Annotated in this window: 23 protein-coding genes and 1 pseudogene; 13 read left to right on the top strand and 11 right to left on the bottom strand. The window is 59.9% G+C overall.

The features are described from left to right. The first annotated feature begins 292 nt into the window (after positions 1 to 292). Positions 293 to 5,281, top strand: a complete 4,989-nt coding sequence (locus WA157_RS06635) for an Eco57I restriction-modification methylase domain-containing protein (protein ID WP_422620211.1) — start codon at positions 293 to 295, stop codon at positions 5,279 to 5,281. A gap of 209 nt (positions 5,282 to 5,490) precedes the next feature. Here the strand turns inward: WA157_RS06635 and WA157_RS06640 are convergent, their stop codons facing one another. Together WA157_RS06640 and WA157_RS06645 are read right to left on the bottom strand one after the other, a co-directional pair. Continuing rightward, entirely contained in the window at positions 5,491 to 5,901 is a 411-nt protein-coding gene (locus WA157_RS06640; RefSeq protein ID WP_422620212.1) for a hypothetical protein, read from the bottom strand. Next, positions 5,898 to 6,185, bottom strand: a complete 288-nt coding sequence (locus tag WA157_RS06645; protein ID WP_422620213.1) for a hypothetical protein — start codon at positions 6,183 to 6,185, stop codon at positions 5,898 to 5,900. Before WA157_RS06645 ends, WA157_RS06640 begins: the two co-directional genes overlap by 4 nt. Positions 6,186 to 6,529: 344 nt before the next feature. Here WA157_RS06645 and WA157_RS06650 point away from each other — a divergent pair, with 344 nt between their 5' ends. From WA157_RS06650 to WA157_RS06660, 3 genes are all read left to right on the top strand, one after another. Next, the gene (locus WA157_RS06650) at positions 6,530 to 6,844 is read left to right on the top strand and encodes a histone protein (protein WP_422620214.1); all 315 of its coding nucleotides are present in this window, start codon (positions 6,530 to 6,532) and stop codon (positions 6,842 to 6,844) included. A gap of 788 nt (positions 6,845 to 7,632) precedes the next feature. Next, positions 7,633 to 7,809 (top strand): hypothetical protein, encoded by a 177-nt coding sequence (locus tag WA157_RS06655; protein ID WP_296161706.1) that lies wholly within the window; start codon positions 7,633 to 7,635, stop codon positions 7,807 to 7,809. Positions 7,810 to 7,811: 2 nt separating this feature from the next. Further along, positions 7,812 to 8,012 carry a hypothetical protein gene (locus WA157_RS06660; protein WP_296161705.1) on the top strand — a complete coding sequence of 67 codons (201 nt, stop codon included), beginning with the start codon at positions 7,812 to 7,814 and terminating at the stop codon, positions 8,010 to 8,012. Here WA157_RS06660 and WA157_RS06665 read toward each other — a convergent pair. Further along, positions 7,972 to 8,238 (bottom strand): hypothetical protein, encoded by a 267-nt coding sequence (locus WA157_RS06665; RefSeq protein ID WP_296161704.1) that lies wholly within the window; start codon positions 8,236 to 8,238, stop codon positions 7,972 to 7,974. The genes WA157_RS06660 and WA157_RS06665 overlap by 41 nt on opposite strands. 122 nt (positions 8,239 to 8,360) lie before the next feature. On the opposite strand from WA157_RS06665, the gene WA157_RS06670 reads away from it, so the two are divergent. Both WA157_RS06670 and WA157_RS06675 read left to right on the top strand, forming a co-directional pair. After that, complete coding sequence (locus WA157_RS06670) at positions 8,361 to 8,900, top strand: hypothetical protein (protein WP_296161703.1); 540 nt, start codon at positions 8,361 to 8,363, stop codon at positions 8,898 to 8,900. An 87-nt stretch (positions 8,901 to 8,987) separates the two neighbouring features. Further along, positions 8,988 to 9,572 (top strand): hypothetical protein, encoded by a 585-nt coding sequence (locus tag WA157_RS06675; protein ID WP_296161702.1) that lies wholly within the window; start codon positions 8,988 to 8,990, stop codon positions 9,570 to 9,572. Between the two features lie 130 nt (positions 9,573 to 9,702). Here the strand turns inward: WA157_RS06675 and WA157_RS06680 are convergent, their stop codons facing one another. Further along, complete coding sequence (locus WA157_RS06680) at positions 9,703 to 9,918, bottom strand: hypothetical protein (RefSeq protein WP_422620215.1); 216 nt, start codon at positions 9,916 to 9,918, stop codon at positions 9,703 to 9,705. A 470-nt stretch (positions 9,919 to 10,388) separates the two neighbouring features. Here WA157_RS06680 and WA157_RS06685 point away from each other — a divergent pair, with 470 nt between their 5' ends. The 4 genes from WA157_RS06685 (at position 10,389) to WA157_RS06700 (ending at position 12,672) form a co-directional block, all read left to right on the top strand. Continuing rightward, positions 10,389 to 10,970 carry a JAB domain-containing protein gene (locus WA157_RS06685; RefSeq protein WP_405048359.1) on the top strand — a complete coding sequence of 194 codons (582 nt, stop codon included), beginning with the start codon at positions 10,389 to 10,391 and terminating at the stop codon, positions 10,968 to 10,970. A 268-nt stretch (positions 10,971 to 11,238) separates the two neighbouring features. Next, complete coding sequence (locus tag WA157_RS06690; RefSeq protein WP_296161699.1) at positions 11,239 to 11,547, top strand: hypothetical protein; 309 nt, start codon at positions 11,239 to 11,241, stop codon at positions 11,545 to 11,547. Further along, positions 11,544 to 11,876, top strand: coding sequence for a hypothetical protein (locus WA157_RS06695; protein WP_422620216.1), 333 nt, complete (start codon positions 11,544 to 11,546; stop codon positions 11,874 to 11,876). Before WA157_RS06690 ends, WA157_RS06695 begins: the two co-directional genes overlap by 4 nt. 85 nt (positions 11,877 to 11,961) lie before the next feature. Next, positions 11,962 to 12,672: a hypothetical protein gene (locus WA157_RS06700; protein ID WP_422620217.1), complete on the top strand. Its 711-nt coding sequence runs from the start codon at positions 11,962 to 11,964 to the stop codon at positions 12,670 to 12,672. Between the two features lie 42 nt (positions 12,673 to 12,714). Here the strand turns inward: WA157_RS06700 and WA157_RS06705 are convergent, their stop codons facing one another. Both WA157_RS06705 and WA157_RS06710 read right to left on the bottom strand, forming a co-directional pair. Then, on the bottom strand, positions 12,715 to 13,170 hold the full coding sequence (locus tag WA157_RS06705; RefSeq protein ID WP_422620218.1) for a hypothetical protein: 456 nt from the start codon (positions 13,168 to 13,170) through the stop codon (positions 12,715 to 12,717). Positions 13,171 to 13,259: 89 nt separating this feature from the next. Beyond that, a pseudogene (locus WA157_RS06710) lies at positions 13,260 to 13,531 on the bottom strand (hypothetical protein); the annotation flags it as partial. A gap of 153 nt (positions 13,532 to 13,684) precedes the next feature. On the opposite strand from WA157_RS06710, the gene WA157_RS06715 reads away from it, so the two are divergent. Continuing rightward, positions 13,685 to 14,755 carry an MBL fold metallo-hydrolase gene (locus WA157_RS06715; RefSeq protein WP_422620219.1) on the top strand — a complete coding sequence of 357 codons (1,071 nt, stop codon included), beginning with the start codon at positions 13,685 to 13,687 and terminating at the stop codon, positions 14,753 to 14,755. 228 nt (positions 14,756 to 14,983) lie between these two features. Here the strand turns inward: WA157_RS06715 and WA157_RS06720 are convergent, their stop codons facing one another. Then, positions 14,984 to 17,464 (bottom strand): AAA family ATPase, encoded by a 2,481-nt coding sequence (locus tag WA157_RS06720; protein WP_309373100.1) that lies wholly within the window; start codon positions 17,462 to 17,464, stop codon positions 14,984 to 14,986. 313 nt (positions 17,465 to 17,777) lie between these two features. On the opposite strand from WA157_RS06720, the gene WA157_RS06725 reads away from it, so the two are divergent. Together WA157_RS06725 and WA157_RS06730 are read left to right on the top strand one after the other, a co-directional pair. Then, positions 17,778 to 18,062 carry a toxin-antitoxin system TumE family protein gene (locus WA157_RS06725; RefSeq protein ID WP_296161690.1) on the top strand — a complete coding sequence of 95 codons (285 nt, stop codon included), beginning with the start codon at positions 17,778 to 17,780 and terminating at the stop codon, positions 18,060 to 18,062. Beyond that, complete coding sequence (locus WA157_RS06730) at positions 18,059 to 18,412, top strand: hypothetical protein (RefSeq protein ID WP_296161688.1); 354 nt, start codon at positions 18,059 to 18,061, stop codon at positions 18,410 to 18,412. Before WA157_RS06725 ends, WA157_RS06730 begins: the two co-directional genes overlap by 4 nt. A gap of 112 nt (positions 18,413 to 18,524) precedes the next feature. Here WA157_RS06730 and WA157_RS06735 read toward each other — a convergent pair whose 3' ends face one another. From WA157_RS06735 to WA157_RS06750, 4 genes are all read right to left on the bottom strand, one after another. Then, complete coding sequence (locus WA157_RS06735; RefSeq protein ID WP_422620220.1) at positions 18,525 to 18,701, bottom strand: hypothetical protein; 177 nt, start codon at positions 18,699 to 18,701, stop codon at positions 18,525 to 18,527. A gap of 82 nt (positions 18,702 to 18,783) precedes the next feature. Beyond that, positions 18,784 to 20,100, bottom strand: a complete 1,317-nt coding sequence (locus WA157_RS06740; RefSeq protein WP_422620221.1) for a metallophosphoesterase family protein — start codon at positions 20,098 to 20,100, stop codon at positions 18,784 to 18,786. Positions 20,101 to 20,219: 119 nt separating this feature from the next. Beyond that, positions 20,220 to 21,524: a hypothetical protein gene (locus WA157_RS06745; RefSeq protein WP_422620222.1), complete on the bottom strand. Its 1,305-nt coding sequence runs from the start codon at positions 21,522 to 21,524 to the stop codon at positions 20,220 to 20,222. A gap of 153 nt (positions 21,525 to 21,677) precedes the next feature. Next, positions 21,678 to 22,133, bottom strand: a complete 456-nt coding sequence (locus tag WA157_RS06750; protein ID WP_422620223.1) for a thioesterase family protein — start codon at positions 22,131 to 22,133, stop codon at positions 21,678 to 21,680. Between the last annotated feature and the right edge of the window lie 272 nt (positions 22,134 to 22,405).

The following is a 22,405-nucleotide window of genomic DNA, read 5'->3' on the forward strand; positions in this document are numbered from 1 at the left end:
CTGGGTCAGCTCAGGCGTTGCGGTCGTTACCCGCCTTCCCTGTTGGCACTGTACCCTGCCGCGGTCATTCGCACCTGGGTTCTTACCCCACTTGAGTCCTTCGTCCGCCGTCGTCCGACGGTCGACCATTTCTTTCCTTCTTAGCACATTGAGCCCGCCCGCTTCTCCGGAAGCCCGGCGTGCTCGCGTTCACACACGGGGGGGCATTTCTGCCCCTCTCATTCATTCCCACCCGGGGAGCACGTCTCCCAGTGGGTGGCTGTGTTCCCCATATTTTTTGGAGAACACACCCATGGCACGCTATACCGCGCCGTCCCTATGGTTACCCGGGTTCAATCCGGAGCCATCCGAGCCCGCAGCTCTTTTCATCGATACCGAGCCGCCGACGTCTGAACTGGCCTCTTCAATGGAGGAAAGTTCTGCTGATGAGTCGGTCGAACCCGCCCGTCAGCGTGTCAACTGGCGTGTAGTCAGCGGCACCGCAGAAACGGCAATCCGCAATTTGTGGCCACAGTTGATCCGCGCCGACTTGCACAATCTGGGCGGCAGCGTCACCAAGTTCGAGGCCAACCTGGCCGCCATCAAGGGACTACGACAAATTGACGCCGAGGATCGCCCGGCTACCCCGGACGAACGCAGCACCCTGCTGCGCTACACCGGCTGGGGTGGGTTACCCGCCAGCTTCAACTTGGAAGCTGACGACACAGCTTGGGCCAAACGTGCGCGTCAATTGAGCGAACTACTGACCCCGGATGAATCCGAATCCGCCCGAGCCTCGGTCAACAACAGCCACTACACCGAAGTCCATGTGATCGAGGCAATATGGCAGGCCGTGCAGCGCTTTGGTTTCAGTGGCGGGCGCATTCTGGAGCCCGCTGCGGGCATTGGCCATTTCATTGGCGCGATGCCAACGGCCATCGCCGAGCAAAGCAGTGTCACGGCGGTAGAAATCGACCAGTTGTCCGGTCGCATGCTGCACGCACTGTATGCACCGGGTGGCGTGGACGTGCGGATTTCTCCCTTCGAGAAAACCGCCCTGGCTGACAACTGGTTTGACCTGGTGATCGGCAATGTACCGTTCGGCAAATACCAAGTCGCCGACGTGAGCAACCGGCCCTACGCCCGTTTCAGCATCCACAACTACTTCTTTGGCAGGGCGCTGGATCTGGTTCGGCCCGGCGGACTGGTGTGCCTGATCACCACCAGTTACACGCTGGATGCACAAGATGACAGCGTGCGCCGCTACCTGGGTTCGCAAGCCCAGTTGCTCGGTGCAATCCGGCTCCCACGGGGTGCCTTCGCAGGCATTGCGTCCACGGAAGTGCAGACCGACATTCTGTTCCTGCGTAAGCGGCAGCGGGCCGAGACAGTCGACGACACCTGGCTGGACCTCAATGTAGTACCCGAGGCACTGCGCGACCCGCAGTGCTACCAGAGATACCTGCAGATCAATGCCTGGTATGCCAAGCACCCGGAATTCTGCATCGGCCGAATCCGACAGGAGAGCAACGGCTACGACGAAGTGCCGGTCGCGGTGTTCGACGGTGACTTGGAAACCACCTTGCCGGAACGCATCGCCCTGCTCCCTTCTGATGTCTACGCGCCACAGATTAGAAAACCGGTGGCGCTACGGGTCGTCGTGCCGGCTGAATCCGGTGCCCGCCCCGGCAGTTACCGCCTCCACCAAGGGCGGGTACATCGGGTCGAAGGCAGTGAGATGACGGACGTCCATGAGCGACTCAACGCCACACAGCGAGGCCGGATCACCGGCATGTGCGCGATCCGGGACTACGCTCGTTCGCTGCTGGATGCCCAGTTGTCCGAAAGTAAGGACGGGCGACTGGGTCATCTGCGGGCTTTGCTCAACGGCACTTACGACCGCTTCATCACGAAATACGGTTGCCTGAGCACCCGGGCCAATGCGCTGGCGTTCCGGCGCGACCCGGACTACCCGCTGCTGCTGTCGCTGGAGCACTACGACGAAGAGTCGGACACCGCCAAGAAAGCGGCGCTGTTCACACGGCGTACGTTGACACGGGTAGTGGAGCCAACCACGGCGGGGGAACCGACCGAGGCGCTGGCGGCGTCCATCCAATGGCGTGGCCGGGTTGATCCCGCCTACATGGCCGGATTGCTGGCCGCGCCCGAAGATGCTGTGCTGCAGGCGCTGGCCGAGGCCGGACAGGTCTTTCTTGACCCAGCGGATAGCGATTGGAAAACCGCCGACGACTACCTGTCGGGCAACGTGAAGGCCAAGCTCAAGCAGGCTGTGATGTCGGGCAGCGCCTACCGGCGCAATATCGACGCGCTGGAACAGGTGCAACCCGAAGACCTGCCGCCAGCGTCCATCGAACCCCGCCTGGGCGCGGTCTGGATTCCCGCCATGGACGTCGAGGCTTTCGTCCAGGAAGTTCTGGAGCTCAAGGACTGCCAGGTCAGCTATTCGGCCGAGGCCGGAGCCTGGTCGGTACGCTACAACGACTGGACAGCGCGCCAGAATGTGAAGGTGACGCAGGAGTTTGGCACCTCGCGCATGAACGGCATCGAACTGGTGCAATGCGCACTGAACGTGCAGGTGCCCACGGTACGCGACCCGGACCCCGAGACGGACAGGTATGTCGTCAACTCTGATGAAACGCTGGCCGCACGCGAGAAACTGGGCCTGATCAAAGACCGCTTTGCGGGCTGGGCCTTTGAGGACACGGTGCGGCGAGAAAAGCTGTGCCGGATTTACAACGACCTGTTCAACGCCACCCGGCCACGGCAGTTCGATGGCTCCCACCTGAAGCTGCCGGGGTTCTCCCGATGCTTCGTGCTGCACCCGCACCAGTTGGATTCCGTCTGGCGCATCGTGCAGTCCGGCAACACCGGACTGTTCCATGTGGTCGGCGCCGGCAAGACGGCGGTGTGCGTGATCGCCAGCATGGAGCTGCGTCGGCTGGGTTTCGTCACCAAGCCTTGCCATGTGGTCCCGAACCACATGTTGCAGCAATACACGGCAGAATTCGTTCGGCTCTACCCGAATGCCTCGGTCTTGATGGCCAGCAAGGAAGACCTGGAGGGCGACCGTCGGCGCGAGCTGGTGTCGCGCATCGCCACAGGCAATTGGGACGCAGTGGTCATCACGCACTCAAGCTTTGAGCGCATCAAGATGTCGCCGCAATTCACCGAAACGTTTATCAAGGAGATCATTCATGAGTTAGAAATGGCGGTACGCGCAGAAAAGAGCAATGACAAGTCCAACCGGATCGTCAAGCAACTGGAGGCAATGAAGAAGAACTGGGCAGCCAGGCTGGAACGGCTGCTGGCGGACCAGAAGAAGGATGACCTGCTCACCTGGGAACTGCTGGGCATTGACTGCCTGTTCGTGGACGAGGCGCATTTACATAAGAACCTGTACCGGTTCACCAAGATGACGCGGGTCGCGGGTTTGCCCCTGACCAGCTCGGAACGGGCATTCGATCTGTTCCTGAAGACCCGTTACACCATGCAAATCCATGGGCATGTGCAGCGCGGAGTGGTGTTCGCAACGGCGACACCGGTGGCCAACACCATGGCGGAGATCCATACCATGATGCGCTACCTGCAGCCCAATCGCCTGGAGGAACTGGGCTTGCAGCAGTTCGATGCCTGGGCCGCCACGTTCGGCGAGAGCGTCACGGCGCTGGAGATTGCACCGGATGGCAGTGGATACCGCATGCACACGCGGTTTGCACGGTTCATCAATGTGCCCGAGTTGATGGCGGTGTTTGGTGAAGTGGCCGACATCCGCACGGCGGAAATGCTGAACTTGCCAGTCCCGCCATTACGCGGGGGCAAAGCACGCATCGTGGCCTGCCCGGCCAGCCAGGCACTCAAGGCCTTTGTGGAAACGCTGGTGCTGCGGGCGGAGGCCATCCGCAGCGGACACGTGAAACCGCAGGATGACAACATGCTGGCAATCACCACGGACGGCCGCAAGGCTGCGCTAGATTTCCGGCTGGTGGCACCGCTGGCCAAGTTTGATACCAAGGGCAAGGTGGCCGCCTGCGTAGGTGAGGTGATGGACATCTGGCGCAGGAGTACGGACTTCCGCGGTGCCCAGATGGTGTTTTGCGATCTGTCATCGCCCAAGGGGGACAAAGGGTTCAGCGTCTATGACGATTTGCGGCAAAGGCTGATCGAAGCAGGTCTGCCTGACAAGGACATCGCCTTCGTGCACGATGCCGACACCGACATCCAGAAGGCCACGCTGTTCAAGGCGGTGCGCGACGGACGAGTCCGGGTGCTGCTCGGATCGACGGCGAAGATGGGAGTCGGCACCAACGTGCAGACCCGGCTGTGCGCCCTGCACCACCTCGATGCGCCCTGGCGTCCCTGTGACGTCGAGCAAAGAGAGGGGCGCATCCTGCGTCAGGGCAACGAGTGTGAGGAGGTGGAGATATTCAGGTACGTGACGGAACAAAGCTTCGATGCCTACCTGTGGCAGACGCTGGAGACCAAGGCGCGCTTTATTGCCCAGGTGATGAAGGGCGACAAGGGTATCCGCTCACTGGAGGACGTGGAACTGGCGACGCTGTCGTATGCCGAGGTGAAAGCCCTGGCGTCCGGCAATCCACTTGTCATCGAAAAAGCTGGGGTAGATGCGGAAGTGGCCAAACTCTCGACGCTCTTCTCGGTATGGCGCAATCAGCGCTATGCCAACGAAAGCGAAGTGGGCCGGTTGCCGATGATGATCGAAGCGCTGGAGAAAAAGATTGCGCTGTATGCCCAGGACGTGGAGCGGGTTGAGCCGCAAACCATGCAGGGTATTGGCCTCGAACTGGCGGGTCGCCCCGTCACCGGACCGGATGCCGTAGGGGAAGTCCTGCGGGGCTTGGTAAAAACAGCGAAAGAAGAGGTTCGTACCGGCACCCGGATGATTGAACGGGTGGTCGGCCGGTTTGGCGGATTTGACCTGGGCATCCTTGCGGCACGCGGCGAGGAAGTGCCCAACCTGTACCTGTCAGGCCATTGCCTGTACAACGCCGAACCGTACCAAACAGGGCCCGCCCTCGTGGCCGCACTGATGGCGGCGCTGGAATCGGTGGTCAAGCACCACACCGATGCAGTTGTGCAATTGGAGGTGCGGCGCAAGCGGCTGGAAGACATCCGGCTGGAGCTGGCTCGGACCTTTGAACACGAAGGCCGTCTGGTGAATCTGCTCGCCCGTCAGCGAGAGCTGCTCAAGCAGCTTGATCTGGACAAGGATGAAGCGGGCAGCGCGAAGGTTGATGCCGAAGAGGTGCGACAGGCAGCTTGATCAAGTTGACCCCCATGGCTGAAAAGCGATGGGGGTCTTTTTTTGTGCTTGTTTATCCACAGAGGCTGTGGACAAGCAGGTCCCGGCAAGCCGACAACCCGCGTCTGGCAATGGTACGACTGGCCTGCCCGTAAATTGGGCATGCCCAGAGAACGAGCTGCAAAACTTTCGACAGCGATCAACCAATGCCGACCGTCAGCCCCCCTGACTCACCCGTTGGCCGCCTGAAATGCGGCTTGCACAGCGCGCACCAGCGAAGGATGCAAGGTGCCAAGCTTGGGCGTCTGGCCATGTGGTGCCGCAGGCGGCACCGAGAACCACTCTGTCGTGTACGGCAGATCGAGCGCTTGCTTTAAATCGAACTTGGTGTCAAAGCTGAGACCCGCTGCCTCATAAGCCGCCAGATTGCGGTCACGCAGGATGGCGAATTCGCCTCGGTGCAGGGTAGTCGTGCGTTGGCTGGTACCGTAGGCAACTCGAACGTGAAACTGCGGCGCATCGTCATCAAATACCGCCAGAATCAGCGCTGGCCGTGGCTTCGGGCGCGGGTTGACATCGTCGGGAAAGTGGCACCAAACAATTTCGCCAGCAGTAGGTTCGCCCCACCACTGAGGCATCATGCCAACTCGGCCTCAAACAGGCTGGAGCGTACCGAACGCTTTTTGCCCTGCGGGACACGCTTCTTGATTTGACGAACTTGGGCGGCAGTCAGCGGCCCCTCATCCGCCTCATACTGCGGCAGCAGCTTGACGGCCATTGTGTGCAGTGCAATGTGGATAGCCTGAGTCTCATCAACGCCCAGGCGTTCCGCCACCCGTTTTGCGGTTTCGCGCGTCACGCCCGTGGCGCTGTCGACGGTACGGTAGCGGAAGGCGATCTGGTCGGCAGCGGCACGGGTGTTCATTATGGAATCTCCTTGTTTTGGATATCTTTAAGATATCTTAAAAGGCATCCCTTGTCAAGGTCTAGCCTATCACCCGTCGTCCACATCGCGGATGTTCATTTCCCGGAATTGCCGCGTCAACCAGCCCGGATCCTCATGCGTTTGCGAAAGCAGACCCGTCGCCACGAACCGCCTGAGCTTGAACAGTTGAATCTTCCTGTCGGCCAATGCAAAGACTATCTACCAGCTGGATTGAATCCATGTCAGTCTCCATAGACGACCCGTAAATTCCAGAGCATCAAAATATTGAGGACAATACTTGCCTGGCAAAAATAGATTCGCCAGATAACAAAATAGGAATACAAATGGCAACTGCGAAGAAAGTGGCTCCCAAGGCTGCGACGACAACAAAGAAGGTAACGGCTCCCGCGAAGGCGCCAAAACCCGCTGCGAAGGCCCCTGTGTCCAAGACAGCCAAGGCCATTGCCAAACTGACGGCAAACATCGCCAAGCTGACCGAGCGTAAAAACAAGATCGCAGCTGAAATCAACACCCTGCGTGATCAGCGCACTGCACTGAAGGTTGCGCCTGCTGTTGCAGCACCTGTGGCGCCCAAGGCAAAGCCCGCTGCTAAAGCGGCTGCCCCGGCCAAGAAGGCAAAACCGGCTGCGAAGAAGTAATTTGGATACGCGGCTCTGTCGCCCAATACGAAAGGCCCGCGGGGCCTTTTCTTTTGCGTGTACCGCAATCTGGTTGCCGCGGCCCATCCACATTGGGTGAACAGACCGTCTGGGAGTTATCCACCCATTTGCGCGTGACCATCTTGAGTCGGGGTCCATGTTTTCCACAGAGACAACAGAACCTGATCGAACTCCCCGAAAACGATGCTGTCGCAAAAAGCGGCTCATCAATTGATCTGCCGAGCTTGTCATGCACCACCCAAAAACACCCGATGTTGCGGGCGCTTCGGGGTGGTATCGCCCTGCCTGTTGCGGCACATCCTTGATCACTCGCCACCTCCCGAGCCACACTGCTAGGGCTATCCGTGGGCATCGAGCCTGCACAGCCTTCATCAGAGGATTCCTGTCCTCCTGAAGTCCAGTATGACTGGCGTCGCAGTCGTTACCTGCCTTTGAAAGAGTCCGGGCTTTCGCCTGGTCAGGCCATACGCTTTATGCGCATGGCTTCGTGATCCGTTCAGCCCCAGGCTGACCACTGTGCTTGCCGTTAAACCCTCGGGCTTGACGGCATGCAATGCCGTGCGCGGTGACATCTTGCATGTCATTGCAGTTCGGCATCGATAGAAGGCTCCCGTTCGAAAGAACCGGGGGTTTTCGTTTTCATGGCATACCGAAAGGTGTCGCCACCAAGCTGCTCGGCCATCTATGGCCCGAGCATTCCCGAACGGGGAACTCCAAGTTCCCCGCCGGGGATGGGTGTTCCCCTTCTGACCCTGAAGGAGAGCACCATGTTCGCAGTCCCTGTGAAAAGAGAAACGCGCCCCATTGGCGTGCTACTGGGAGGATCCGGCCTTGCCCGGATGCTCGCGGTTCGCAAGCCAGTGGTGGCCGCATTGTTGAAACCGTACCGGTCTGTTTCCGAACAGAACGCATCGGTTGTAGAAGCCTGTGCTTCGGCAGTCTGACCATGCTGGCCAGTCTTTACCGCAAGCGCGTAGCCGCCATGGCGATTCAACTCGCCAAGGATGACCCACAACTGGTCAAGGAAGTGATCGCTCGGCTGAGGAAGGCTGGGGAGATTGAGCCCGACGATCTGGTCTACCTGGACCAAATCGCCGACCGTTGGATCAGGATTGCCCGGGAGAACCGGCAGAAGGCAAGTCGCTGACCACTAGGTCCAGCGATGCGGGCAGTCGCACGCCCTTGGCCTTCGCCATCTCCAGGACGATCTTGTCCAGCAGATCAGGACGTTCGTCGGACAGCGTCTGGGCCCACCGGCCCAGCGCCTGTTCGATGTCGTCCTGTGTTCGCGTCCCTGCGAAGTCGATACCGAGTGATCGGTAGTCCTCGACTTCGTTGGGCGTGAACCTTACCGCGCTGCCTGCACGAAACATGGTGTGGGCCTTTCCTGTTTGTCACTGAGCTTATCAGTGGCATGTATCTTCGCAAGCCCTCGGGGAGTCCACCGTCTCCCCGCCGGGGAAAAGGTGTTCCCTCTTTCATCTGGAGAAACACCATGTCCCTTGAGAAACCCCATCCTCGCACGAAGCGCCCCAGCATCGAGCACGAGGAAGAAAGAGCCTGGGTCAGTTTTTACAAGCGTGTTGGCAACGACCTTGCCCTCGCTACCGAAGTGCTGGCCCAACTGGATTCCGATCCCGACATGAAGCGCTCCCATCTGGCTTTGTACCTGTGCTGCAAGGAATCCTTGCGCACGCACAAGGTCCGACAGGCGCGCAACAAACGGATTGGGATGTTCGTACGCTGGTTTTGCGGTGGGCTGTTCACGCAGCTGTTCGTCCAATGGCCGAACGCATGGCGTCGAAGTCTGCGCCAGAGCGGCGACATCGTCGTCGAGTGCCTGCCCGAGACCGGCAGAGATGTCGGCAAAGAGCCTGCCATGGCCAAAGCCAGGCAGTTGACCCAAGAGCCCACCTTTGCCACGGCGCAGGCGGACTTCCGTCAACAGAGAACGGGCGAGCCGGCAGAACCTGCTGCTGCGACCGCGCAGGCCAGTGATTCGGCCCCTTCCCCGGCTGCCCGCAAGGCGGCCTGATTTGTCAACACCTGTGGGCTGCACGTCAGCCCATCCCGTCGACTTGCCTTGGGGCTTGGCGGCATCCCTTTTGAAAGGAATTCATCCATGACATCCATTGCTGATACCCTGCGTGCCATCGAGGCACGCGCTGAACGCGCCATCGTCCAGGAATTGCGACTCATGACGCAGGAGATCCTCGCCATGCGCACCCTGCTCGTGCTGCAAGACCGTAACCACGCTGACGCCCTGTTGCTGAAACTGGACCGCCTTGCACAAGACCAGACGGTGGCACCTGTGAGTGCGACTGAGACGCCTGTCTTTCTGATGCCAGACTTGCGTCTTGATGACATTCAGGCGCTGGCGCCTGTGGCGTACAAGGTCCATTTCTATAGCCGTGCGTGCGGTGATCTGGAAGACGTCGTGACGCTGGAGGCCTTCGACGCTGGCGTCCAGTTGGTTCTTGATCGCCTGGATGCCCATCGCGGACATGCGATCGAAGCCAGTTGGACCAACGGCAGAGGTGCCCTCAAAGTGCTGACGCCAACGGGTGCCGCGCTGGCAACCGTTGAAGCGGCTGATGTCGTTGACGTTTCGGTGGATCCGATCGTCAAAAAAGTCTGCCAGGCAATGCAACTGGGCGATGCTTCGCGCATTGAACAGCTGTTCGGCCTGATGCTCAAGGCCGCCTGAAAGTGTCCCGTACCCGGCGTATCCCTGCTACGCCCCGTGGAACCTGCCTTGCCCTTCGGGGTGGGGCAGGCTCATCTTTGATACTGAATTGCGATGAGCGCGGACTGGCAACACCACCCAGCCACCATCGCTATGCGACCTGGCGGCACTGCCGGTATTCCCGGTCAATCAGCCAGTGGACAAACTCCGTTTGCTCCGAAACACCCCAGTAATGCGCTTTGCACCGTGCGACATAGGCCTCCAGGTCGCCCAAGGTGCGAATGTCCACCGGTTCGATATCGGTGATCTTGGTAAACACTTCAATTTCCTTGCGGGTCAGGCGAATCTGGTCGTTGAGTCGAATCATGGTCATACCCCATTCAATGGGTTTTTCGGGTATCTTGGCCGAATCTGACGCGCATGTCTCTGGTTTTACGGGGTGGGCTATAAAGATATTTCCACCGCGACCACAGTCACAGGTCAGTGTCACGCCACTGCGAGTTGCGCCCCATCTGGAACAACCCGTCGCGCCCATGCAACGCATCCGATGACAGTCAGTCGCCCCCCGGAACACACCACCCAAATCTCTCCGGCTTTGGTGACATTTACCGGTGGTGTAGTGGCGGCCATCCTTGAACCCCGCCCATCACTGCGCCAGACTCTGCAGGTGATCTCTGTGCACTCCATCGTGGGGTGCTCATCCGGTCTTTGCCGGCGTCGCAGTCGACACCTGCCTTACCAACCGCGCATGCCCTGGCATGCGCATCCCGAGCGGGAACCTTGTTCCCTTCGGGATCGGCGTTTCCGCTTTTCTGTTTAACCATAGAGGAGAACGCCTTGAATCCATCCTTTCTGTCCCGTGCCGACCTGGTTCGCGAGTTGCTCGCGCCAACGGTCAGGGATTACATTGCAACCACACCCCATGTGGGTGATAGTGAATCAGCCTACCAAGGGGTAGCTGCCAACGATTCTGTAGTCAGCCGCAAACTCGGTGTGGCCCGCGAATTGCTCTTACGTGACCTGCAAGCGCAGATGTGCACTGGTCCGGTCATGGGTACGCCACAGGTGCTGCGGGATTGGTTATGCCTGCACTGTGCGAACCTGGAGCACGAAGTGTTTCTGGTGCTGTACCTGACCGCCCAACTCCAGTTGATCGAGGCCGTCGAACTGTTCCGAGGCACTTTGACTCAGACCAGCGTTTATCCGAGGGAATTGGTCAAGGGTGCGATTTCCCGCAACGCCGCTGCCGTGGTCGTTGCGCACAATCATCCCAGCGGCCATGCGGAGCCCAGTCGCGCAGATGAGTTCCTAACACAGACGCTGAAGCAGGCGCTGAGCCTGGTGGACGTGCGCGTGGTCGATCACATGATTGTGGCGGGCGGCACGGTACTCAGTTTTTCCGAACGCGGTCTGATCTGACGCCTTGACCTGAGTGTCCGTCAAGGAATTCTTACCCCGAGGGGCTCACCAGCCTCGCGGGGTTAGTGAGTCCTTCAATGTCATGAAGGAGAAACGATGCCTGCATCTACACCACCCCATTGCCCCGTCTGTTTGGACTTCGGGGCCTTGCTGGGCCAACTCGGCCCATTGCGCTGGTTTCGCTGCCGCGCCTGCGGCATGGACTTCAGCCGTTCGTCCCGTGCCCGCCGTGCAGCGAGCCCATCACCCCAACCCCAAGGAGTCCCCCATGGATGAATCCACTGTCACCAGCTTGCGCCAGCAGGCCGAGCCCCTGGCGGCACTGTCGAGTACGCACCTGACGCCAGCCACACGCCTAAAGTTGATGGGCAACGACCTCTCGGTCAACGCCTACCCCACCGCACATGGCGGCTTTGTCTATGTCGGTTCGCCGCGCTACGACATCCCGACGGAAGCCGACTTGGCGGCCGTCTTTGAAGTGGCGGAACGGGCCGGTATCGTCTGGCTGAAGTTCGATGCCGATTCGGCCGTCATTGATGGGCTTCCGGTCTTCGGCATCCCAGGAGAGGCGTTGTGAGTCAGCATTCTGTCCGCACGCGCTACCAAGGCGACGAAGTCGTGGTGATCGCCGGCTATGACCGACCGCTGAACGATCTTTTCCTGCAGGTGCTGTGTCATGAAGACGCTCGCGCAGCAGCGGAGGAATGTGTCCTCTACAGCAGTCTCCATGAACCCCAACGCGACTGGACCGACATCAACACGGTGTCGGACAAGCTGATTGAACTGGGCATCGAGGTACCCGACAGCTTGTTGGAAGCCGTGTACCTGGACCAGTTGTTCCATGTCGGCAACCGCATGGTCCGACACCACATTAACCAGCCACCCGAGGTGCTGCTGGCCGGATGAATCTTATCGGCCACCACAAGGTGGTCTCAAGTCACTCAGGGCGTCGCGCTGTAAGGCCGACGCCCTGTTTCTTTTGGAGCAAGATATGCAAACTGACAACATCCTGCTGGGAAAGGAACGTTCGACCCAGCAGGTTACCCTCAACACCGAGCAGAAACTGTACGTGATCGCCACCGACTATGGCTACAGCTGCTTTGGTTTCGACAATGCCCGCGATCATGCGAATCAGATTGCGCAGCGCCTGAACCGAGCCGACTTGTTCTTCACCCCGAACGATTACGCGGCGCTCGCCGGGTACAAGAAGTACGAGGATGCGGTTTCGGCGTGGTCCCGCTCAGCCCTGACCCGTCAGACCTACTTTGACCCGGGAACGGATCCCAAAGCTGCTGCCGTCCTTGAATCTCGGCGTCGGACAGGCGATAAAGTGCGGCTCGTGTTGGGCAACACCCTCACTGGAGAACCGTGGTTGAATGAATATGACGTGGTCGGCAAGATTGGCCGCTCAGGCGGTAGTCTCAAAGTCCCTCTGCTGGTAGAAGAAGGCGAGTCGGGCGGCGGTGCCGTCCTCACGGCATGCGTGCTGCATATCATCGACTGGAAGTCGGGGCGGACGCTGTACCGTCACCCTGCCTACCGGGAGCCAGAGCTCAGTTTGCAGCCATCAAACGTATCTGAACTCCCCTGGGCCGTCCTTCATCTCAATGAAGTGATTGCCCGGTTCAAGGACATGGGCAAGGCCTGCGCCTACATTGCGTTCATGCGGGGAGAAACGATAGAGCCGCGGATTTTTCAGTAGCGCAATAACAGAGCAATGCCCGACAAGCCACTCGTCATCGAGTCACACCATGGTGGGTACCGGTTCGTCGAGTGGTGGCGTGCGAAAAATCTCCTGCGACAAAGGATGCTCTGCCAAATAGATCGGAAGCTCTTCCGCCGCCCATGGCACAAAAACAATGTCGGTAACCCCTGCGCTGGACACGATCTTGTCCAGCTTGTGGGGGTCAACGAAGGCAGCCACGACCGGACCTTCCAGCTTGCGGAGTTGGATTTTCTCGGTCAGCAGGTGGATCGTGATCCCTTTCAGGTCCAGTTTATTGTCCCGGTCCAGCACCTTGACCACGCTGTCGCCAAAGACGGTGCGCACAACGCCGTCCAGATTGCTTTTGTTGTGGACGGCCAAACCCATGTTCGCGCTATTGCGCTGTTGCATCAGCGCGCTGCAGTGGAGGAATGCAGCGCGCAGGGCCGCTTCATCCGGCCCCATGGAATGGGTGTGAAATCGTTCAGGTGTCAAACAGGCTCCCTTGTCATCGCGATGTGCTGATAAATTCTTTGTGCGTATTTTGCCAAAAGTGAAACCAAGCCTGAAGTTGGGATGTCGCATCAAACGGTCAGGCATTGCGCCGCATGCGCTGACTTGATCTGCGCATCCAGGTCAATCACCACATCGGCCATGGCCGTCAGCTCTGGCGTCTGTGAAACAAAAAACTCCCGTTAATAGCCGCCCAGACGCAAGACTTCCCGTTTCATCGCCATGAACATGCGTTTGCGCTCAGAATCCAATGGTCCATCGGACTCATCAGAGAATAGCGTGGCATAGCGCCGCCCAGAGTTTAGGACCAGATACAGGCCACTGTCCGCGTCAAACACTCGTTATGCCGAGTCACCCAAGGCATTGGACCGCTTCTCTCCTGCGGGAGCGCACTCGCTGAACCACCACTGCCCCCTTCGCAATGGATGCAAGGACACTGACGTACCAACACAGGTACTATTGCCCTTCTGATAGATTCTTGCGAAAGTCGCCGCCTATGACTGACATCTCGCTTCAACGCGACAGGCTTGAGAAGCCGACACTCATTTATCCATTCGCATCGCCGCCTGAAGCTGGCAAAGTGATCGCGATCGCGCCCGGCGTGGTCTGGATGCGCATGCCACTGCCCATGGCGCTCAATCACATCAATGTCTGGGGGCTCGAAGACGACGATGGCTGGGCCGTGGTTGACACCGGCATGCGTACCGACGAAACCGTGGCGGCATGGCGCGATTTATTTGCCAATGCAAACGAACAGCGCCCTTTGACGCGAGTTTTTGGCACCCACATGCATCCAGACCATATCGGAATGGCAGGCTGGCTGACGCGAAAATTCAACTGCCGTCTGTGGATGACCCAGCTGGAATACCTGAACTGCCGCGTGTTAACTGCCGACACGGGCCGCGAGGCGCCCGAGGATGGTGTCACGTTCTACCACAGTGCTGGCTGGAGCAGCAGTGCCATAGAAAACTACCAGGCCCGCTTTGGTAACTTTGGCAAATATATCCATGCCTTGCCTAACAGCTATCGGCGCATCCAGGATGGCGAAGAGATCAGGATCGGCGCCAACACCTGGCGCGTTATCGTTGGCACCGGTCATTCGCCCGAGCACGCCTGCCTGTACTGCGTCGATCTGAAATTATTGATCTCGGGTGACCAGGTGTTGCCCCGCATCTCCTCCAATGTATCCGTCCACCCCACCGAACCGGACGCCAACCCCATGCGTGCGTGGCTGGAGTCATTGGCCAAGATCAAACGCGAGGTGCCCGACGATGTGCTTGTCTTGCCATCTCACAACGACTGTTTTCGCGGCCTGCACGCCCGGCTGCACTACCTGGCAGCATCGCAGGAGCGCACACTGGACCGTTTGCGCCACACCCTGAAAGAACCCAGGCGCGCGATCGATGTGTTTGCCGCCCTGTTTGGGCGCAGTATCGGCGAGACCGACGGCAGCCTGTTGAACCTGGCCACGGGCGAGAGCCTGGCCTGTTTGAACTATCTACTGCATCGAGGCGAGGCAAAAGCCGAGCTGGATGAGACCGGTGTCGCCCGGTATCAGATGCGCTGATCGACGACTTGGGAGCCTGTCAAATCCTGACTGCGCTGGTCGACCACTACTTCGCGCTTGGCAGGAAAGCCGGATGCAGCTGAAGCGACGTGAACGCGAGATCGCCCAAGTGCATCGCAACATCAAACCGCAGGTGATCTCGATTCAGCACAGACCGCTCCGATGGCGACACAGACGGGAAGCACAACACGCGCGGGTATCGGTTGACCCGCGTAGGCCCGGAATGGTTCAGACTGCAGCGGCGACACATCCTGACTCCCGGGCCCCGACTTTCAACGTATCCAGATCGATCACAGCATCCGCCATCGCCGTCAGTTGCGGCGTCTGCGAGACAAAGAACTCGCGTTCGTAGCCACCCAGGCGCAATACCTCGCGTTTCATCGCCATGAACATGCGCTTGCGCTCTGGATCGAGCGCGCCATCCGCCTCGTCCGAGAACAGCGTCGTATACCGCCGCCCCGTGTTCTGCGCCAGGTACAGTGCGATCGCGCGAGTCAGGCAGACCTCCACGAACGTGCGTTCGCCGCCGCTCATCAGGCCCACGCTCTTGCTGTCGTCGGTCTCTCCATCGTGTACCACAATGTCGAAGCCTTCCTTCTGTTCGCCCTTGGCAGTTTCCAGCAGGGTGTGGATGGACACCGTAAAGCGCGGCCCATAGCACGCCAGCAGCAGGTCGTTGGCCAGTACCGACAGCGCTGGGCCGGCGTCATCGATCGCCAGCGCGATCAAGCCGTCGTTGCTCATGCAGCGCGCGAAGAGGTTCCAGTTGCCCAGTTCGCTTTCAACATGGGCCCTGCGCGCATCGACCTTTTCTCGCCGGGTGGCCAGTGCGACCGACTGCTGCAACAGTGCTTCCAGATTCTGCGCGTCCCGCACGGCCGCCAGGTGTGACTGTTCGGTTGAAGCCACCTCAGCGCGGGCATCCGACAATGATTTCGCGGCCTGGACCAGCCGTTGCTCGTCATACGCTGTCGGCAGCGCCGCAAGGGCGTCATCCAGGCGAGCCAGCGCCGCACTCGATTGCCGAACTTGCCGCTCCGACTGTTCCGCAATCGCTCGCCGCGACGCAGCAATCTGCTGGCGTTCGGTCCGTTCCTCAGATGTCTCGGCGCCGTTGGCTGCTACGTCGCTGTGCCCCAGCGCAGCCAGTTCCTGTGCAATATCGGCCAACGTCATCTGCGCCTGTGCACACTCTCCGGCCTTCGCGACCAGCACGGACAGACGGGTAACGCGGTCTCGCGCAATGGCTTCGAGGTGCTCGGCCCATGCCAATGCCCGTGGTGCCCCCATCAGCGCCTCGCTCTGTCGGCGGACAGCGGCCAGGTCGCGTTGCGCCTGCGCCTTCTCCTGGGTCAGGTGGACGATCTGGGCCCGGGCGCTGGGAACCAGAGCCTGCGCCTCGTGCGCATCGCCGAGCAACCGGCACCGGCCCTGCAAATCGGTTCCAGCACAAGGCACCTCCCCGGTCAGTCCGAACCGATGGACAAGCTCGTCGGCCTTGAGTACGGCCTGGCCCGCATCCCGCTCGATGCTGGACACCTTCTGTTGGATCAGGCGCTCAGTCCCCTGGCTCTGTGTCAGCCGTTGCGCTTGCAGGCGGCACGCACCGGTGCGCACGCTGCGCAGGGACAGCACCCGCTCGGCCAACGGCAGGCGCTTGCCCGCACGCCGCACCGCGTCGGCCCCGGCGAGTATTTCCAGACATCGCCGCCGCGATTGCGCCAGAGACTGACGCCGGGTACGCTCTTGCTGCACGCGGTCGGCAATGCGCTGATCCAGCCGTTCGAGACGCAGGCCCTCTCCCTTGTCCTGCGCCTTGAGCGCGCTTTCGGTCTGCGAGCCAACGTCGGCCACGGATTGGCGCTCGGCCACCAGTTGAACGCGACGCGCCTCGGTGGCCCGCGATTGCTCGCGCCCGGCCATCAACTGCGCATGTCTTGCTTGGGCGGTATCGAGCACGTGCTGCGCCTCCAGGCGCACCGCCAGCCCCTGGGTGACCCGGTCAGCCGCGCTGCCGAGCCGATACTGTTCGGCGCTCAGCTGCTCACCCTCCACGTCCAATCCGGCCATTTCCTGTCGGATTGCCATGAGACCGGCCTTGAGCAGCCGAGCCGTCTCCGACGCTTTCTGTCCCAGGGCACGGATTTCCTCCTGTCCGAGCAGGTCGGCGAGCAAGGTCTTGATTTCGGCGTTCCGGTAAGTGTTGAGCTGCCGCTTGCCTTGGGCCGAGAACACGGAAGTGAAGAACGTCTCGGCGCTACCGCAGACGTTTTCTACGCAGCGCGTATAGGTCTCCACCTTGCCATCGGACACCGTGCCGTCGTCGAGGCGCATTGGCTGCCAGCGTCCGCTGTCGTCGAGCACGTGCAGGAAGGCTTCGGTCTTGCGTCGGCCGTTGAGCCGAATGACCACCTGCGAACGGTAGCTGCGGCCTTCGTGCGCCCAGGTCAGGTCTTTCTCGTTTTCGGGTAGATAAACATGGTCGTAGTAGGAGAAACCACCCGACCCCGCCATCGCTGCGCGGCTCGGCAGCGTGGCAAACGGCGAGAGGTTGTCCATGATCGTGGTTTTTCCGCTTCCGTTTGCACCGGCGATGGCGATCAATTCGGCGCCGTCAGCCAAGCGTTCAAAGTCCAGCGTGAGTTCATCGAGACCCAGGCCATCGCGGATGCCGCGAAAGCCCTTGAGGGTGAGTGAGAGAGGTTGCATGGTTGGCCTTAAAAGTGAAGGTCCGATCAGAATCTCATGGGCAGCGGTTTTATCAAGTCCAATGATGGCGGAATCGGGGGCCTCGGACTGCGCCGGGTCGAGGCGTGACCTCGGCAAAAATCTGCAAGGGGCCCTCAACAGCCAGAGGTATTGACGGAAAGTGGGCGCTCGTCATTGAACGGAGCTGCACAAGGCGTCGGCCGGCCGATAAATTGACCAATAAAGACTTGCACGCCCTACCCCTGGGCCAACTGGCTCCCTTGCATCCCTCGAAGTATTGACCATCGGCCCTGTTGTTGGCATAATTGCCAACATGCAAGCGCGATTGATTACCAAGTTCAAGAACATCACACCCGAAGGCGGGGTGATTGAACTGGTGGTCTGGAAGGTTCCTGCGCCGGTGCCGCCCACAGAGCATGGCTACAAATACCGGGCGGTGTATGCCCTGAATGGCGTGCGCGTTGTTGGCTTTGACAATGAGCGTGGCAAAGGTGACCACTGTCATCTCGACGGACAGGAGTTTCCGTACGCCTTTGTCGGTGTAGATCAGTTGGTTGAAGACTTTATTGCGGCAGTCGCCGCCCGGAGAGCACCATGATGAATCGTTACCTCACCATCACCATGCAATCGGACTGGCAAGCTGCTTTGCGCGCGTCGGGGCAGTTAGCCAAGGCCGATACCTATCAAGGCGAAGTCTTAAACTTTGAGAGCCCTGGTCACTTCTTCGGTCAGCTTTCTGAGAAGCGCTGGGAGATTGTCCGGGCTTGTCAGGGTAAGGGTGAACTATCGGTGCGGGAACTGGCCCGTGCAGTGGGGCGCGATGTGAAGCGCGTGCATGAGGACGTGCTGACGCTGGCTGAACTAGGCCTGGTAGAACGTACCGAAAGTGGCGGCGTGGTGTGCCCCTTCACCTCCATGCACATCGACATGTACCTCAAGGCGGCTTGAGCGGGCAACCAAGACACTGAGGAGGGAAGTTACGGTTCGCATGCGCAGCATGTGTCGGTGCAATTCTGAGTCGGCCCACAGGTGACAGATGTCCTGTGTTGACACACCAAAATCAACATAAGGGATGCATATTGTCCATAACGGTGGTCTTGCCCCGCCCATTGGCGCAAGCGATGGCGACCAGCTCGGCGCCATCGGCCAACCGTTCGAAGTCCAGGCTCAGTTCATCACGCCCCAAAACATCGTGGATGCCCCGAAACCCCTTGAGGGTCAGTGAAAGTACTTGCATGATCGTGCTCCATATAGAGGATGGAACCAGTCTCGCGCACGATGGGCTTTGTTCAAGTCCATTCGCGCCTTGGGTGGCCCCGTCAGAACAACAGTGCGGACTCCGCTTCTGCGTCTTCGGTCAATGACAACTCCGTCATGACTTCCGCTGCGGGCACCGCAGTCCAGCACAGGATTCGCTCGGCAATCGCTTCTGGCGTCTGACTTGCCAGCACCTGAAGGCAATCGAGCAGCGGCTGGGGCTTCGCTTCAGTAGATGTGGCCCAAACCCGCACCTTGTCCGCGAGGCTGGCAAGTTGGGAGATTCCCGCCGCCCGTGTGCGCACCACCGGCACGATGCGTCCTTCGAGCTTGACTTCCGCTGCGCCCGCCAACAGTGCCTGCATCGCCGTGCGGTCCACTTCGTGCCGATCCTCGTCGGCCACGGTCCAGCGCACCCGAACGAAGGCCCCGGCAATGTCTTCCCGCTCGACTGCTTCACGCAGCCCGGCCAGATCGGGCTTGCCTTCAAACACGATGTCAAGGGTACGGCGCGCCGGCGTGGGCTCCAGCGTGAAGCGCACCTCGCCCGCGCCGATGTCCCATACCAGGAAGCCCTTCTCACCCTCCTCGCCGTAATGAAAGCGCCCGATGGAGCCGGGATAGGCGATGCACTGATGTCCCGCCCTGCCCTCAAACGCCGCAGTCTTGTTCTCCCAGGCCTGATGCCGGTGAATGTGGCCCAGCATGAAGGCTTGAGCCTCTGCGGCAAACAGCGCGCCGGTTGTGAATTCGTGGTCAAAGCCTGCCATGGGCACGCCATGCTCTGAAATGCAACCAAACACCGTACCGTGCGACACCCCGATGGTGGGCAGGCCCTGTGCACGTGCCGCCTGGTTGCTGGCTGCGAACCCACGAAGCAGCAGGGCAAGATGCTCCCCCACAGCTTCTGCCGCTGAGCTGGCACCCACGGTGGCCGCCACAGCCGCCTTGTTCACCGTTGGCACGCAAGAAAACAAGGCCCGCAACCCAATAGGCAGGACTATGAACTGCCAGTCTTCCGACGCCACCCAACGCCCGTCAGCCGTGAGCCCCACCTGACCGATCCGGTCGGCGACGTGCACCGGGTAGCGTCCACCCAACAGCCGGAACATAGACAGGGCGCCTGGCGGTTCATGCGAGAACGTGCCCTGCAGCATCAGCACCGGGCAATGGTCAGCCAGACGCCGGATGTTGCGCGCCAAGCGCTCCACTGCGGGTGAATGCAGGTCCAGCGCATGGTCCGTCGAGTCGCCGGACACGACGGCAGCGTCGACCTTCAAAGCGATGGCGCGGTCCACTGCATGGCGAAAGCACCGGTCAGCCTCGACCAGATTCTTGGCGCTGTAGTGAAGATCAGAAAACTGGGCAATACGGATCATGGCGAACTCCTGAACGGGTGTCTGGTAAATATGTGAAGGCTTCAACAGCTTCCCCTTGATTTCCAAATCATCAAGGGCGTGCTCGGAGCCAAACGCGGTCTTGACGGACTCCTGCCCGCTCACGCCCGCCCCCGTATCGCGCAGTCGATCTTGTCGAGATAGCCCTTCGGGTCGTTCCGATAACGCTCCAGCTCGTCATAAGCGCGTTGGCGACCGAAAGCATTCAAGCGCCAGCCAGGGCCCCAGCGCTGGTTAGCGTAGGCTTCGTACTGGGTCCGATCGATGCCATACGACTTGGCCCGATCACTGACCTGTTCGAACGTCGGCCCTTTCACGGCGATATCTTTCCAATCTACCTTGTCATCGGGTTGGCTATCGGCTGGCTCTGTTGCTGGGGACATCTGATTGGCAACTGCAGCGCCGTCTTCCAGACCCTTGGCACCTTCCAGCACCTGAACCGCCTGCCGAGCCTGCACGATGACAGCACCTTCATCCTCGTTGTGGCGTATCAACGCCGTCACATCGACGGGGGCTTCCAGATCAATGATCCATTGCGGCACCCGCACCGCTCTGCCCTGTTCGTCGATACGCGCCACCTCCATCAGCTTCTTGGTCAAATAAAACGGCGTGCGCTGGCTATCCAGAAAACCCGAGATACGCCCTCCGCGCAGGAAGCTGATGGTCTCGAACTTCTGGATCGCCATGTTCATGGCGTAAAAGCTGTTCGTATGCAACTCGAAGGCGCTGATCGAGCGGATGCCCGGGATGAAAAAGAGGAAACGCCCGGTCAGGTTGCACTGGCGAAGTTGGTATTCACTACAGGATTCCGGGTCACACAAACCACCGTTCTGCTCACGCAACATCGTCTTGCGCCCGCCAAACAGACGAATCACCCGCTTGCCAGTGTCATCAAACGGCACGGACGCGTGCTGCTTGCAGTAGCGCACACGGCCATCCGGCGAGTATTCAGACCAGTAGCGCTTCTCTGCCGCACCCCAGGCCGCCAGTTCGTGGGGCATTACCACCTGCCAAAAGTCGGAGGGAAATACCACCGGAAAACGGTAGAGGCGTTTGATGCCATCACCTCGGTCTTCGCTGTGAGCCTCCAGAATCTGGCGGGCGATCTCTGGGTTAGAAAAGTCCTGGCCACGAACCGTGAACCAGGACACGTTCTTGGGGATGAGCGGGGCTTTCAGCTGGGGCAGTGCTGCGGCAAGCGCCTGTTCAATTTGGATAAACGATTCGCCCTCCGCCATGCCCCGCTCGTAAATAGCGCGGGCATCGGGGTGTGCGGCCGCCTTTGCCGTCAGAACTTTAATACCGGCGCGGATTTTTCCGCCGGTAGGAATCCGTGCCAGGCCTTGCCCGAGCACGGTGGGCAGCGTAGCCTGGCTGCCATTGACCTTGACCACTGCATTCGACATGGATGCACTCCTTCATGAATCGCGAAAGAATTCGCTGATTCATGCTCTCGTGCAAAACGGCTGTGTCAACCGGCTTGTCTGACGTGGTGGGGCGCAAGCAGCGCCCAATTCATCGATTCGTAAGTAGACACCTGCTCCCGGGCTGTTCTGCCTCTATGAAACGACGTCAATCTTCAGAAGATCGTTTACCTTGGTCGCAATTTTTGACTCCATCGATGCACGGTCTGCCGCCACCAACGTCACCTTGCCATCGCAAACGAGTTCATGGTCGTCGTAAGCCCTGATGCAAAACGTGGCGCTACGCTGGCCCAGCCGTTCTACCCAGCCCTGCAGACGAATCGTTGCGCCGGGCGGTATCGGGCCACAATGCTCAAGGTGAATGGTTCGACCGACAACCACCTCCGCCGAAGGATCGATCTGCAGCTGCATCTCCCGGATGCAAATTGACTCGACAACCGCGATCAGGTACCCGGTGGCCAGACACTCGATGAGCGTCTCGGCATAGTGTTTCCCATGCGGTAAACGGGTGAACAGTGAACGTGCCGTCTGATCGATTGGCACGGTGTAGGTCTCTTCGAAACATATCTCGCTTAGCTGTTGGTGATACATAAAGTGCGGTCGGGTTGGTTGGGGTTGCATTGGCAACCGAAGCAGCATGATGTTCACGGATGCACAGGAAACGCACCAGAAACAAGCAGCGCGAAAGAAGCGATGTTTCGCCATCGGCTGATGTACTACCTACGGCACAGCGCCACCCGACGCCGGCGAATCCACCTGTGCGTTATGGACGCGCTCGGGCTGGCAATTCCGGCATCGATTCATTCGTGCGCCATATCCACTGCGTGTCATCGCCAGATTTCAGAGCAAGTGCCTTGGCCGCT

Origin of the sequence: Rhodoferax ferrireducens (genome assembly GCF_049302455.1) — a bacterium.
Lineage (GTDB): Bacteria > Pseudomonadota > Gammaproteobacteria > Burkholderiales > Burkholderiaceae_C > Rhodoferax > Rhodoferax ferrireducens_B.

Bases quoted from the DNA above. Each gene is read 5' to 3' on its own strand.
- WA157_RS06635 (WP_422620211.1), top strand. From the start codon at position 293: ATGGCACGCTATACCGCGCCGTCCCTATGGTTACCCGGGTTCAATCCG.
- WA157_RS06640 (WP_422620212.1), bottom strand. From the start codon at position 5,901: ATGATGCCTCAGTGGTGGGGCGAACCTACTGCTGGCGAAATTGTTTGG.
- WA157_RS06645 (WP_422620213.1), bottom strand. From the start codon at position 6,185: ATGAACACCCGTGCCGCTGCCGACCAGATCGCCTTCCGCTACCGTACC.
- WA157_RS06650 (WP_422620214.1), top strand. From the start codon at position 6,530: ATGGCAACTGCGAAGAAAGTGGCTCCCAAGGCTGCGACGACAACAAAG.
- WA157_RS06655 (WP_296161706.1), top strand. From the start codon at position 7,633: ATGTTCGCAGTCCCTGTGAAAAGAGAAACGCGCCCCATTGGCGTGCTA.
- WA157_RS06660 (WP_296161705.1), top strand. From the start codon at position 7,812: ATGCTGGCCAGTCTTTACCGCAAGCGCGTAGCCGCCATGGCGATTCAA.
- WA157_RS06665 (WP_296161704.1), bottom strand. From the start codon at position 8,238: ATGTTTCGTGCAGGCAGCGCGGTAAGGTTCACGCCCAACGAAGTCGAG.
- WA157_RS06670 (WP_296161703.1), top strand. From the start codon at position 8,361: ATGTCCCTTGAGAAACCCCATCCTCGCACGAAGCGCCCCAGCATCGAG.
- WA157_RS06675 (WP_296161702.1), top strand. From the start codon at position 8,988: ATGACATCCATTGCTGATACCCTGCGTGCCATCGAGGCACGCGCTGAA.
- WA157_RS06680 (WP_422620215.1), bottom strand. From the start codon at position 9,918: ATGATTCGACTCAACGACCAGATTCGCCTGACCCGCAAGGAAATTGAA.
- WA157_RS06690 (WP_296161699.1), top strand. From the start codon at position 11,239: ATGGATGAATCCACTGTCACCAGCTTGCGCCAGCAGGCCGAGCCCCTG.
- WA157_RS06700 (WP_422620217.1), top strand. From the start codon at position 11,962: ATGCAAACTGACAACATCCTGCTGGGAAAGGAACGTTCGACCCAGCAG.
- WA157_RS06715 (WP_422620219.1), top strand. From the start codon at position 13,685: ATGACTGACATCTCGCTTCAACGCGACAGGCTTGAGAAGCCGACACTC.
- WA157_RS06720 (WP_309373100.1), bottom strand. From the start codon at position 17,464: ATGCAACCTCTCTCACTCACCCTCAAGGGCTTTCGCGGCATCCGCGAT.
- WA157_RS06725 (WP_296161690.1), top strand. From the start codon at position 17,778: ATGCAAGCGCGATTGATTACCAAGTTCAAGAACATCACACCCGAAGGC.
- WA157_RS06730 (WP_296161688.1), top strand. From the start codon at position 18,059: ATGATGAATCGTTACCTCACCATCACCATGCAATCGGACTGGCAAGCT.
- WA157_RS06735 (WP_422620220.1), bottom strand. From the start codon at position 18,701: ATGCAAGTACTTTCACTGACCCTCAAGGGGTTTCGGGGCATCCACGAT.
- WA157_RS06740 (WP_422620221.1), bottom strand. From the start codon at position 20,100: ATGATCCGTATTGCCCAGTTTTCTGATCTTCACTACAGCGCCAAGAAT.
- WA157_RS06745 (WP_422620222.1), bottom strand. From the start codon at position 21,524: ATGTCGAATGCAGTGGTCAAGGTCAATGGCAGCCAGGCTACGCTGCCC.
- WA157_RS06750 (WP_422620223.1), bottom strand. From the start codon at position 22,133: ATGTATCACCAACAGCTAAGCGAGATATGTTTCGAAGAGACCTACACC.